General features: G+C 65.5%; 6 protein-coding genes and 2 rRNA genes. 5 read left to right on the top strand and 3 right to left on the bottom strand.

Annotated features, from left to right (window positions below; all coding sequences use genetic code 11):
* Positions 1 to 212 precede the first annotated feature (212 nt).
* The gene (locus tag ACQEWB_RS07645) at positions 213 to 2180 is read left to right on the top strand and encodes an acetoacetate--CoA ligase (protein ID WP_432828387.1); all 1968 of its coding nucleotides are present in this window, start codon (positions 213 to 215) and stop codon (positions 2178 to 2180) included.
* Between the two features lie 3 nt (positions 2181 to 2183).
* On the opposite strand, the gene ACQEWB_RS07640 is transcribed toward ACQEWB_RS07645, so the two are convergent.
* A complete protein-coding gene (locus ACQEWB_RS07640; protein WP_432828385.1) occupies positions 2184 to 3503 on the bottom strand; it encodes an aminotransferase class I/II-fold pyridoxal phosphate-dependent enzyme in 1320 nt (439 codons plus the stop codon).
* Positions 3504 to 3614: 111 nt separating this feature from the next.
* Between ACQEWB_RS07640 and ACQEWB_RS07635 the strand changes: the two genes are divergently transcribed.
* Together ACQEWB_RS07635 and ACQEWB_RS07630 are read left to right on the top strand one after the other, a co-directional pair.
* A complete protein-coding gene (locus tag ACQEWB_RS07635) occupies positions 3615 to 4823 on the top strand; it encodes an MFS transporter (RefSeq protein WP_432828383.1) in 1209 nt (402 codons plus the stop codon).
* Positions 4824 to 4846: 23 nt separating this feature from the next.
* Complete coding sequence (locus tag ACQEWB_RS07630) at positions 4847 to 5740, top strand: hypothetical protein (RefSeq protein ID WP_432828381.1); 894 nt, start codon at positions 4847 to 4849, stop codon at positions 5738 to 5740.
* A 61-nt stretch (positions 5741 to 5801) separates the two neighbouring features.
* Here ACQEWB_RS07630 and ptsP read toward each other — a convergent pair whose 3' ends face one another.
* Complete coding sequence (ptsP, locus tag ACQEWB_RS07625) at positions 5802 to 7472, bottom strand: phosphoenolpyruvate--protein phosphotransferase (protein ID WP_432828379.1); 1671 nt, start codon at positions 7470 to 7472, stop codon at positions 5802 to 5804.
* 78 nt (positions 7473 to 7550) lie between these two features.
* Positions 7551 to 8000: a PTS sugar transporter subunit IIA gene (locus tag ACQEWB_RS07620; protein ID WP_432828377.1), complete on the bottom strand. Its 450-nt coding sequence runs from the start codon at positions 7998 to 8000 to the stop codon at positions 7551 to 7553.
* A 556-nt stretch (positions 8001 to 8556) separates the two neighbouring features.
* Between ACQEWB_RS07620 and ACQEWB_RS07615 the strand changes: the two genes are divergently transcribed.
* A 16S ribosomal RNA gene (locus ACQEWB_RS07615) occupies positions 8557 to 10082 on the top strand.
* Positions 10083 to 10359: 277 nt separating this feature from the next.
* A 23S ribosomal RNA gene (locus ACQEWB_RS07610) occupies positions 10360 to 13479 on the top strand.
* Together the 16S and 23S rRNA genes form the textbook arrangement of a ribosomal RNA operon.
* Positions 13480 to 13486: the final 7 nt, after the last annotated feature.

Here is a 13486-nt window from a genome sequence, read left to right as displayed (position 1 = left end):
CTGCTCACCCTGCCATTCAACGCCCCACATGTGCGTGCCGTTCAACTGCCGTTCACCCGTGCCGAGACCACATCTTCACGACGGGGACTATGTGGGGCGCACCCTGGTGTAGAAGTCGATCACATGGCATCGTCCCTGTCAGCCGCGTCACGCGCACACCCCAGCACGTGCGCGACCGACGCACACGACGCGCACAGTCCGGGAGCCGCCCCATGTCGACCGTGAACCCCCAGCCGCTCTGGCAGCCAGATCCGGAACGCATCGCGCAGGCACAGGTCACGAAGTTCCAGGCCTGGGCGGCCGAGCGGCACGGCGCCCCGGCCGAGGGCGGTTACGCGGCACTGCATCGCTGGTCCGTCGACGAACTGGACACCTTCTGGAGAGCCGTCACCGAGTGGTTCGACGTACGGTTCTCGACGCCCTACGCGCGCGTACTCGGCGACCGCTCGATGCCGGGCGCCCAGTGGTTCCCCGGGGCGACCCTGAACTACGCCGAGCACGCGCTGCGCGCGGCCGCGACCCGCGCGGACGAAGCGGCCCTCCTGTATGTCGACGAGACGCACGAGGCGAGCCCGGTCACCTGGTCCGAGCTGCGCCGCCAGGTCGGCTCCCTGGCGGCCGAGCTGCGCGCCCTCGGCGTACGCCCCGGAGACCGCGTCAGCGGCTATCTCCCGAACGTTCCGCAAGCCGTCGTCGCTCTCCTCGCCACGGCCGCCGTGGGCGGCGTCTGGACGTCCTGCGCCCCCGACTTCGGCGCCCGCAGCGTCCTGGACCGCTTCCAGCAGGTCGAACCGGTCGTCCTGTTCACCGTCGACGGCTACCGCTACGGCGGCAAGGAGCACGACCGGCGCGAGATCGTCGCCGAACTCCGCCGCGAACTGCCCACGCTGCGCGCCGTGGTCCACATCCCGCTGCTCGGCACCGCGGCCCCGGACGGAGCCCTGGAGTGGTCGGCCCTCACCGGCGCGGACGTGGAGCCCGAGTTCGAGCAGGTCCCCTTCGACCATCCCCTGTGGGTGCTCTACTCCTCGGGTACGACGGGCCTGCCCAAGGCCATCGTGCAGTCCCAGGGCGGCATCCTCGTCGAACACCTCAAGCAGCTCGGCCTGCATTGCGACCTGGGCCCCGAGGATCGTTTCTTCTGGTACACGTCGACCGGCTGGATGATGTGGAACTTCCTCGTCTCCGGACTCCTCACCGGCACCACGATCGTGCTCTACGACGGCAGCCCCGGATACCCGGACACAGGAGCCCAGTGGCGCATCGCCGAGCGCACCGGAGCGACCCTCTACGGCACCTCCGCGGCCTACGTCATGGCCTGCCGCAAGGCCGGCGTCCACCCCGCGCGCGACTTCGACCTCTCCAAGGTGCGCTGCGTCGCCACCACCGGATCACCGCTGCCGCCCGACGGGTTCCGCTGGCTGCACGACGAGGTCCGCGACGACCTGTGGATCGCGTCCGTCAGCGGCGGCACGGACGTGTGCTCCTGCTTCGCCGGAGCCGTGCCGACCCTCCCGGTGTACATCGGTGAACTCCAGGCAGCCGGCCTCGGCACGGACCTGCAGTCCTGGGACCCGAGCGGCGAGCCCCTCATCGACGAGGTCGGCGAGCTCGTCGTCACCAACCCCATGCCGTCGATGCCGATCCGCTTCTGGAACGACCCCGACGGCAGCCGCTACCACGGCAGTTACTTCGACACCTACCCCGGCGTTTGGCGCCACGGCGACTGGATCACCGTCACCTCACGTGGCTCCGTGGTCATCCACGGCCGCTCGGACTCGACGCTCAACCGCCAGGGCGTGCGGATGGGCTCGGCGGACATCTACGAAGCTGTGGAGCGCCTCCCGGAGATCAAGGAATCCCTCGTCATCGGGATCGAACAGCCCGACGGCGGCTACTGGATGCCCCTCTTCGTGCACCTGGCCCCCGGTGCGGTCCTGGACGAGGCCCTGCTCGACCGCATCAAGCAGACCATCCGCGAACAGCTCTCCCCGAGGCACGTCCCCGACGAGATCATCGAGGTCCCGGGCGTCCCGCACACCCTAACCGGCAAGCGCATCGAGGTCCCGGTCAAACGCCTCCTCCAGGGCACTCCACTGGAGAAGGCGGTCAACCCCGGCTCCATCGACAACCTCGACCTGCTGTCCTTCTACGAGGACCTCGCCCGCAAGCGCGCCTGACCGTCAGCCGCCGTAGGTGGCCTCGGACTCGCCGAGCACGGCGGCGAAGTCCGAGGCCAGCCGCACCGCGTCGACCGGCTCCAGCTCCGCCACGGAGATCCGCACGCCCGGTGCCGACGACAGCCGGAACCTGGCCCCGGCGGCCACCCACCAGCCGTACGACCGCAGTCCGTTCACCACGGCCGACTCGTCCCGCACGGGCACCCACAGGTTCATCCCGCTGGCTCCCCGCGCGGGGATGCCACGATCGCCCAGCTCGCGGAGGAGGGCGCCGCGGCGCTCCTGGTACGTCTCCTGGGCACGCGCCACCAACGCGCGCGTGGCGGTGTCGGTCAGCAACCCGTGCACGGTGTCCTGGAGCAGATGACTGACCCACCCCGAGGTCAGTAGCAACCGCCCGTCGTGCCGGGCCAGCGTGGTCGCGTCACACGCCGCGGCCGCCCACCGCAGGTCCGTCCCGAGGGTCTTGCTCACCGTCCGCACGTGCACCCAGCGCGTCGGCCCGCTTTCGGTCAACGAGTGCAGAGGCGCGGCCGCGACCGAGGAAGCATGGTCGTTCTCGACGACCAACACGTCCGGCTCGTCCCGGAGCACCTCCACGAGCACGTCCCGACGCGCCATGGAGAAGCAGCCGCCGTACGGATTCTGCGCCCGAGGACTGCACACGACAGCCCGTACACCCGCCCGCAGCGCCCCGCGCAGAGCCTCGGGCCGCACACCCTCGTCGTCCACGGCCACCGGCACGATCCGCAGCCCCAACGCCGTGACCAGGTCCAGCAGATGGTGATACCCCGGGTCCTCCATCGCCACGGCATCGCCGGGCCGCAACTCCACGGACAACAGCCGCCCGATCAGATCCAGCGCCCCGTGCGCGAACGTCACATGCTCCACGGGCACACCGTCGGCCCCGATCCAGTCCCGAGCGGCGTCCTCCAGCCGCGCCAGCCTCGGAGTCGAACGGTGCGACCGCGCGCCGGGGGACAGGCGCGACGGCGGTACGAGAGCGGGGAGCAGCCTGGGATCCGGATGCCCGCCGGCCAGGTCCCGTAGCCCCTCCGGAACCCTGGGCGGCCGCCGCGAGGCCACGGCGGGTGCGGGCGCCACCACCGTCCCGCCACGCCCGCGCGTGACGACGATCCCGCGCCGTCGCAGCTCCTTGTAGGCCGTGGCGACCGTCCCGGCACTCACCCCGAGGTCGTCCGCCAACCGCCGAACCGGAGGCAGCGCGGCTCCCGGCTCCAACGCGCCCTCCGCCACGCCCCGTTCGACGGACGCGGCAATTCCCTTGGCCGTCGTACCACTGATCCCATATTGTATTGCCACGTTTCCAATTATGTATCAATACATAAGTCGAGGCAAGGGAGACCAGTGCATCCGATGCGCAGCGCAGCCGCATGGTCGAGGCGGATACCCGGAGGGCCCGACGGACGCAGAATGCTCGCCGTCGCCCTCGTCGACCGCACCGGCAGCGGGCTGTGGGCCTCGGTGTCCGTCCTGTACTTCACCTACGTGTCCGGCCTCTCCGTGGCCCAGGTCGGCACCCTCGCGGCGACGGCCGGGGCCATCGGCATCGCCGGCGCACCGCTGGGCGGCCGCCTCGCCGATCGGTTCCCGCTCACCCGCGTCCTGATCGCCCTCCAACTCCTGCGCGCCCTGGCCTCCTTCGCGCTCCTCACCACGAACGACTACGCCCTGCTGCTCGCCTTCGCGGCGGTCGGAAGCCTCGGCGACCGCGCGGCGAGCGTCCTCACCAAGCTCTACGCCACCCGCACGGCCGGACCCGACCGGGTCCGCTACCAGGCCGTGCAGCGCACCGTCGCCAACGTCGGCTGGGCCCTGGGCGGCCTCGCCGCAGCGGCAGCCCTCGCCCTCGGCACCACCACCGCGTACCAGTGGCTCCTCGCCGGCGACGCCGTGTCCTTCGTCGCCTCCGCGCTCCTCACCCTGCGCTGCGGCGAGCCACCGTCCGCCGCTCGCACCGTCACCACCTCGAAGGCCGCGACACCGGAGGCCAAGCCGCCCAACCCCTGGCGCGACCGCACCTACCTCGCCTACGTCGCCACGGAGACCGTCCTCTTCCTGGACGACGCCGTCTTCAAGGTCGGTCTGCCTCTGTGGATCGCGCACGCGAGCAACGCACCACACGGCCTGGCGCCCTTGCTGATGGTCCTCAACAACGTGATGGTGGTGGCCTTCCAGGTCCCCCTGGCCCGCTTCGGCACGACCACGGCCGCCGCCCGAGCGCTCCTGATCCCGCTGTCGGCCGCCTTCGCGTTCGGCGGTCTCGCCCTGGCGCTCTCGTCCACCGGCGGAGCCGTCACCGGCGTACTGCTCCTCACCACCGCAGCCATCCTCTTCACGCTGGCCGAGATGCTGCACGCCACCGTCTCCTGGGAACTCTCCGTCGCCCTGGCACCCGACACCGCGCAGGGCGCCTATCTCGGCGTCCACGGCCTGGCCCAGTCCGCCCAGCGCAGCGTCGGACCACTCGCCGTCACCGCGGCCATCGCCACGGGCCCTGTCGGCTGGACGGCCTTCGGTGCCACCATCGCCCTGACCTGCATGTTCCAGCATCGACTGGTCCGCGAACGCCTCGCCCGGACGCCGTTGTCAGTGCCGCCCGTTACTGTGAGTGAGCATTGATCGACTGTGCACAGGGGGAAAAGATGAGGCACACCGACCACCAGACCATGCGCCGCGTCCTGCGCCGCGAAATCGCCGGCACCATCGGCCTTCTGACCGACGAGCACGACTTCCGTGCCATGCGCCGCTATCGCACCTTCACCTTCGACAACCACAAGACCTACCTGGATCAGGTGGAGGCGCTCCTCAAGACACGCGCCTCCCAGGGCAGCCACACCACCGTCGCCCTCTTCGACCCGCAGGAGTACGCCGAGTTCTGCACGGACGCGGGCCTCGACCCCGACATCCCGTCCAGCCGCACCCGCTTCACCGCGGAACTGGCGAGCACGGGACCGACCGTTCCCTACGACGGCCAACCCCTGACCGACCTCGTCCCGACCCTCGTCGACGAAGCCGTCCGACAGGCCACGTGGGAGTACGCGTCCACACTCCTGGCCCGACTCGGCGCCTGCGCCTCTTGTGGCGAGGACATCGGCCGCGCCGCCTTCGCCCGCGCATCCGGCCTCCTCGTCCGCATCCTCGACACCGCCGGACCCGGCAACCGTCACCTCGTCTGCAGCGTCCAGGCGACACCGGAAACCCTCGTCTCCGTCCTCCACGCGGACGAGGACGACGAAGGTGCGATCCAACTGGACGAGGCCGAAGCCCTCGAGTTCACCACGGTGCTGGCGCTCGGCATTGCCACCCAGAGCCCCGGCGGACTCGTCATGCGCACCACCACCCCCGAGACCGGCGACCGCATCTACGGCTGGCGCCTGCGCGGCGAAGGCCTCGAACCGCTCACCGCAGGCGAGGTCTTCGACGCCTACTGCACCGACATCGAGTCCGGCGACCTGATCTCCCCGGAATCCGACGTCGACTACTGCGTGCCGCCCGACCTTGGACAGGAAGGAGAAGCACCGGGCCACCGTCACTGAACACGCAAAGGGGCGCCCCACCCGCAGGTGGAGCGCCCCTCAGGAAAAGCCGTTCCGGCTCCTACTCGCCGGACAGCACCGCCTGAGCCGCGTTGCGCGCTTCCTCGGCGCTCTCCGTGGCCCGGGCGGCCGCGGCGGCCCGCTCGCACTGGGCCAGCGTGTACTTGGCCAGCGTCGCCCGGACGTAAGGAATCGACGCCGCCCCCATGGAGAGAGAGGTGACACCCAGACCGGTCAGCACACATGCCAGCAGCGGGTCGGACGCTGCCTCACCGCAGACGCCACAGCTCTTGCCCTCGGCCTTGGCTGCCTCCGCGGACAGCGCGACCAGGTCGAGCAGCGCGGGCTGCCACGGGTCCTGCAACCGGGACACCGCGCCGACCTGACGGTCGGCGGCGAAGGTGTACTGGGCCAGGTCGTTGGTCCCCAGCGACAGGAACTCGACCTCCTGCAGGATCGACCGAGCCCGCAGTGCGGCCGACGGAATCTCGACCATCGCCCCGAACTTCGCCCGCAGACCCGCCTCACGGCACGCGTCGGCGAACGCCTTGGCGTCGGCACGGTCCGCGACCATCGGGGCCATCACCTCGAGGTAGACGGGCAGCCCCTCCGACGCCTTCGCGAGCGCCGTCAGCTGGGTGCGCAACACCTCGGGATGGTCGAGCAGCGTCCGCAGACCGCGCACACCCAGTGCCGGGTTGGGCTCGTCGGCCGGCGTCAGGAAGTCCAGCGGCTTGTCCGCGCCCGCGTCCAGGACACGGACCACGACACGACCCTCGGGGAACGCCTCCAGCACCTGCCGGTACGCCTCGACCTGCTTCTCCTCCGACGGAGCGTTCTTGCTGTCGTCCAGGAAGAGGAACTCGGTGCGGAAGAGACCGACACCCTCGGCCCCGGCCTCGACGGCAGCGGGTACGTCAGCCGGACCGCCGACGTTCGCCAGCAGCGGCACCTTGTGGCCGTCGGAGGTCGCGCCCGGCCCGGTCGAGGAGGCCAGCGCGGCCTTGCGCTCGGCGGCCGCGGCCTCCAACTGGGCCCGCTTGTCCGCACTGGGGTTCACGAAGATCTCGCCGGTGCTGCCGTCCACGGCGATCACCGTTCCCTCGGCCAGCTCACCGGCACCCGGCAGCGCCACCACGGCCGGCACCCCGAGCGCCCGCGCCAGAATCGCGCTGTGGCTGGTCGGACCGCCCTCCTCGGTGACGAAGCCGAGGACCAGCGTCGGGTCCAGCAGCGCCGTGTCGGCAGGCGCAAGGTCACGCGCAATGAGCACGTACGGCTCGTCGCTGTCCGGGACGCCCGGCATCGGAACCCCGAGCAGCCGGGCGACGATACGATTCCGCACGTCGTCCAGGTCGGCCACCCGACCGGCGAGGTACTCACCGGCACCGGCCAGCAGGGCGCGGTACGCGGCGAACGCGTCGTACACGGCACGCTCAGCCGTGCTCCCGACGGCGATACGCCGTTCGACGTCCGACATCAGCTCGGGGTCCTGGGCCATCATGGCCTGCGCCTCGAGCACCGCCTGGGCTTCGCCCCCCGCCAGATTGCCGCGCGCCATCAGATCGGCCGCCACAGCTTCCACGGCCTGGCGAGCGCGCCCCTGTTCGCGCTCCGCGTCCTCCGCCGGGATCTGCTTGGCAGGCGGCTCAAGCACCGCCGTTCCCATGTGCCGAACCTCGCCGATCGCCACACCGTGGCTCACGCCGACGCCTCGCAGCGTTGTCTCCATCTCACCCGTCTCCGATAGTGCGGCGGGTCCCGCCGCCGCGATGGTTGTCCTACTCGCCGTCATACGACGGCACTGACGTCACTTCCAGACGAAGAGACTGTCGCCGGCCTTCACATCGCCGTCGTCACGAAGATCGGAGAGGGCCTCGGTGGTGGCCTCCAGCGCCACCACCGGGCACACCGCGGACTTGCCTGCGGCCTCCACGGCGGCCGGGTTCCAGCGCACGACGCCCTGGCCGCGCGTCACGGTGTCGCCCTTGTTCACGAGGAGCTCGAAGCCCTCGCCGTTGAGCTGCACGGTGTCGATGCCGAGGTGAGTGAGGACTCCGTGCCCGTGCTCGTCGACGACGACGAAAGCGTGCGGGTGCAGAGAGACGATGACGCCGTCCACGGGAGCGACGGCCTCGGAGGGCTCACGGACGGGATCGATCGCCGTACCCGGGCCGACCATGGCTCCGGAGAAGACCGGATCAGGCACGGCCGCCAGTCCGATGGCGCGTCCGGCCAAAGGGGACGTCACGGTGGTCATGGGAGCCTCCCAGGGGTGGAGATTCATGTACGGGCCGTCACTGCCAGTCCCGGACGGCACACTGGGCAGCAGCGTATGTCATATGAAGTGCCGGTTCCGCATGAAAGATACCGGTTAGTGGTCTAGACCACCAGCTCAATCGATTTGCACCCGCTTCGCGGCCCCGTGTACAGTCGTACTCCTGCTTGAGACCGAGCGGCGCGACCGAGCGTCCTTGCTCAGCAGCACCCATACTCGTCAGATCCTATCTCGGGGTCGCCTTCTGCATGCCTGCAGGACGGTGGTCAGGGGGACGGAAAAACACTGATAGAGTCTGGAACACCGAAGGGAAGCCCGGAGGAAAGCCCGCGAGGGTGAGTACAAAGGAAGCGTCCGTTCCTTGAGAACTCAACAGCGTGCCAAAAATCAACGCCAGATATGTTGATACCCCGTCTCCGGCCGTCATGGTCGGGACGAGGTTCCTTTGAAACAAAACACAGCGAGGACGCTGTGAACTGCCGGATCATTCCTCCGGTGGTTCCGCTCTCGTGTGTGTAGTCCCGATTACGGGAAAACATTCACGGAGAGTTTGATCCTGGCTCAGGACGAACGCTGGCGGCGTGCTTAACACATGCAAGTCGAACGATGAACCACTTCGGTGGGGATTAGTGGCGAACGGGTGAGTAACACGTGGGCAATCTGCCCTTCACTCTGGGACAAGCCCTGGAAACGGGGTCTAATACCGGATACCACTCCTGCAGGCATCTGTGGGGGTTGAAAGCTCCGGCGGTGAAGGATGAGCCCGCGGCCTATCAGCTTGTTGGTGAGGTAACGGCTCACCAAGGCGACGACGGGTAGCCGGCCTGAGAGGGCGACCGGCCACACTGGGACTGAGACACGGCCCAGACTCCTACGGGAGGCAGCAGTGGGGAATATTGCACAATGGGCGGAAGCCTGATGCAGCGACGCCGCGTGAGGGATGACGGCCTTCGGGTTGTAAACCTCTTTCAGCAGGGAAGAAGCGCAAGTGACGGTACCTGCAGAAGAAGCGCCGGCTAACTACGTGCCAGCAGCCGCGGTAATACGTAGGGCGCAAGCGTTGTCCGGAATTATTGGGCGTAAAGAGCTCGTAGGCGGCTTGTCACGTCGGGTGTGAAAGACCGGGGCTTAACCCCGGTTCTGCATTCGATACGGGCTAGCTAGAGTGTGGTAGGGGAGATCGGAATTCCTGGTGTAGCGGTGAAATGCGCAGATATCAGGAGGAACACCGGTGGCGAAGGCGGATCTCTGGGCCATTACTGACGCTGAGGAGCGAAAGCGTGGGGAGCGAACAGGATTAGATACCCTGGTAGTCCACGCCGTAAACGGTGGGAACTAGGTGTTGGCGACATTCCACGTCGTCGGTGCCGCAGCTAACGCATTAAGTTCCCCGCCTGGGGAGTACGGCCGCAAGGCTAAAACTCAAAGGAATTGACGGGGGCCCGCACAAGCAGCGGAGCATGTGGCTTAATTCGACGCAACGCGAAGAACCTTACCAAGGCTTGACATACACCGGAAACGGCCAGAGATGGTCGCCCCCTTGTGGTCGGTGTACAGGTGGTGCATGGCTGTCGTCAGCTCGTGTCGTGAGATGTTGGGTTAAGTCCCGCAACGAGCGCAACCCTTGTTCTGTGTTGCCAGCATGCCCTTCGGGGTGATGGGGACTCACAGGAGACCGCCGGGGTCAACTCGGAGGAAGGTGGGGACGACGTCAAGTCATCATGCCCCTTATGTCTTGGGCTGCACACGTGCTACAATGGCCGGTACAATGAGCTGCGATACCGTGAGGTGGAGCGAATCTCAAAAAGCCGGTCTCAGTTCGGATTGGGGTCTGCAACTCGACCCCATGAAGTCGGAGTTGCTAGTAATCGCAGATCAGCAGTGCTGCGGTGAATACGTTCCCGGGCCTTGTACACACCGCCCGTCACGTCACGAAAGTCGGTAACACCCGAAGCCGGTGGCCCAACCCCTTGTGGGAGGGAGCTGTCGAAGGTGGGACTGGCGATTGGGACGAAGTCGTAACAAGGTAGCCGTACCGGAAGGTGCGGCTGGATCACCTCCTTTCTAAGGAGCAATAGCCGACTGCAGGCAAATGTCTTGCACGGTTGCTCATGGGTGGAACGTTGATTATTCGGTCCGGTTCACGGGTCGGAGGCTGTGAGTACTGCCCTCTCGGGGGCGTGGAAAGCATGATCTCCGGGCGGGACCGGTCCGGGCACGCTGTTGGGTGTCTGAGGGAATGAATTCCCTCGACGCCGGCCCCGGTGAAGCACCGCGTGAGTGGTGTGTGATGGGCGACTGGTCGTTGTTTGAGAACTGCACAGTGGACGCGAGCATCTGTGGCCAAGTTTTTAAGGGCGCACGGTGGATGCCTTGGCACCAGGAACCGATGAAGGACGTGGGAGGCCACGATAGGCCCCGGGGAGTCGTCAACCAGGCTTTGATCCGGGGGTGTCCGAATGGGGAAACCCGGCAGTCGTCATGGGCTGTCACCCTTGCCTGAACACATAGGGCAAGTGGAGGGAACGCGGGGAAGTGAAACATCTCAGTACCCGCAGGAAGAGAAAACAACCGTGATTCCGGGAGTAGTGGCGAGCGAAACCGGATGAGGCCAAACCGTATGCGTGTGAGACCCGGCAGGGGTTGCGTATACGGGGTTGTGGGATCTCTCTTTCACAGTCTGCCGGCTGTGAGGCGAGTCAGAAACCGTTGATGTAGGCGAAGGACATGCGAAAGGTCCGGCGTAGAGGGTAAGACCCCCGTAGTCGAAACGTCAGCGGCTCGTTTGAGAGACACCCAAGTAGCACGGGGCCCGAGAAATCCCGTGTGAATCTGGCGGGACCACCCGCTAAGCCTAAATATTCCCTGGTGACCGATAGCGGATAGTACCGTGAGGGAATGGTGAAAAGTACCGCGGGAGCGGAGTGAAATAGTACCTGAAACCGTGTGCCTACAAGCCGTGGGAGCGTCGGGCGAGCACTTGTGCTTGCCTCGTGACTGCGTGCCTTTTGAAGAATGAGCCTGCGAGTTTGCGGTGTGTTGCGAGGTTAACCCGGGTGGGGTAGCCGTAGCGAAAGCGAGTCCGAACAGGGCGTTTTAGTAGCACGCTCAAGACCCGAAGCGGAGTGATCTAGCCATGGGCAGGTTGAAGCGGAGGTAAGACTTCGTGGAGGACCGAACCCACCAGGGTTGAAAACCTGGGGGATGACCTGTGGTTAGGGGTGAAAGGCCAATCAAACTCCGTGATAGCTGGTTCTCCCCGAAATGCATTTAGGTGCAGCGTCGTGTGTTTCTTGCCGGAGGTAGAGCACTGGATAGGCGATGGGCCCTACCGGGTTACTGACCTTAGCCAAACTCCGAATGCCGGTAAGTGAGAGCGCGGCAGTGAGACTGTGGGGGATAAGCTCCATGGTCGAGAGGGAAACAGCCCAGAGCATCGACTAAGGCCCCTAAGCGTACGCTAAGTGGGAAAGGATGTGGAGTCGCACAGACAACCAGGAGGTTGGCTTAGAAGCAGCCACCCTTGAAAGAGTGCGTAATAGCTCACTGGTCTAGTGATTCCGCGCCGACAATGTAGCGGGGCTCAAGCGTACCGCCGAAGTCGTGTCATTGCAGCAATACTCCCAACGGAGGCTGTGATGGGTAGGGGAGCGTCGTCTGCCGGGTGAAGCAGCCGCGGAAGCGAGTTGTGGACGGTTGACGAGTGAGAATGCAGGCATGAGTAGCGATTCACACGTGGGAAACGTGTGCGCCGATTGACTAAGGGTTCCTGGGTCAAGCTGATCTGCCCAGGGTAAGTCGGGACCTAAGGCGAGGCCGACAGGCGTAGTCGATGGATAACCGGTTGATATTCCGGTACCCGCTGTGAAGCGTCAAACATCGAACCAGGCGATGCTAAGTCCGTGAAGCCGCCCCGGAGCCTTCGGGCAAAGGGGAGTGGTGGAGCCGACGGACCAGACCTGTAGTAGGTGAGTGATGGGGTGACGCAGGAAGGTAGTCCAGCCCGGGCGGTGGTTGTCCCGGGGTAAGGGTGTAGGACGGTGTGTAGGCAAATCCGCACACCATGTGTCTGAGACCTGATGCCGAGCCGATTGTGGTGAAGTGGATGATCCTATGCTGTCGAGAAAAGCCTCTAGCGAGTTTCATGGCGGCCCGTACCCTAAACCGACTCAGGTGGTCAGGTAGAGAATACCGAGGCGTTCGGGTGAACTATGGTTAAGGAACTCGGCAAAATGCCCCCGTAACTTCGGGAGAAGGGGGGCCATCACTGGTGATCCGATTTACTCGGTGAGCTGGGGGTGGCCGCAGAGACCAGCGAGAAGCGACTGTTTACTAAAAACACAGGTCCGTGCGAAGCCGTAAGGCGATGTATACGGACTGACGCCTGCCCGGTGCTGGAACGTTAAGGGGACCGGTTAGTCACATTTCGGTGTGGCGAAGCTGAGAACTTAAGCGCCAGTAAACGGCGGTGGTAACTATAACCATCCTAAGGTAGCGAAATTCCTTGTCGGGTAAGTTCCGACCTGCACGAATGGCGTAACGACTTCTCGACTGTCTCAACCATAGGCCCGGTGAAATTGCACTACGAGTAAAGATGCTCGTTTCGCGCAGCAGGACGGAAAGACCCCGGGACCTTTACTACAGTTTGATATTGGTGTTCGGTTCGGCTTGTGTAGGATAGCTGGGAGACTGTGAACTCCGGACGCCAGTTCGGGGGGAGTCGTCGTTGAAATACCAGTCTGGTCGTGCTGGATGTCTAACCTGGGTCCGTGATCCGGATCAGGGACAGTGTCTGATGGGTAGTTTAACTGGGGCGGTTGCCTCCTAAAGAGTAACGGAGGCGCCCAAAGGTTCCCTCAGCCTGGTTGGCAATCAGGTGTTGAGTGTAAGTGCACAAGGGAGCTTGACTGTGAGACCGACGGGTCGAGCAGGGACGAAAGTCGGGACTAGTGATCCGGCGGTGGCTTGTGGAAGCGCCGTCGCTCAACGGATAAAAGGTACCCCGGGGATAACAGGCTGATCTTCCCCAAGAGTCCATATCGACGGGATGGTTTGGCACCTCGATGTCGGCTCGTCGCATCCTGGGGCTGGAGTCGGTCCCAAGGGTTGGGCTGTTCGCCCATTAAAGCGGTACGCGAGCTGGGTTTAGAACGTCGTGAGACAGTTCGGTCCCTATCCGCTGCGCGCGCAGGAATATTGAGAAGGGCTGTCCCTAGTACGAGAGGACCGGGACGGACGAACCTCTGGTGTGCCAGTTGTTCTGCCAAGGGCATGGCTGGTTGGCTACGTTCGGGAGGGATAACCGCTGAAAGCATCTAAGCGGGAAGCCTGCTTCGAGATGAGTATTCCCACCCACTTGATGGGGTAAGGCTCCCAGTAGACGACTGGGTTGATAGGCCGGATCTGGAAGGCAGGTAACTGCTGGAGGTGACCGGTACTAATAGGCCGAGGGCTTGTCCATATTTGCT

The organism is Streptomyces sp. CA-249302 (assembly GCF_050936785.1).
Taxonomy (GTDB): Bacteria; Actinomycetota; Actinomycetes; order Streptomycetales; family Streptomycetaceae; genus Streptomyces.
Note: the sequence above shows the minus strand (reverse complement) of the source record. Positions and strands in the feature narration are given on the sequence as shown.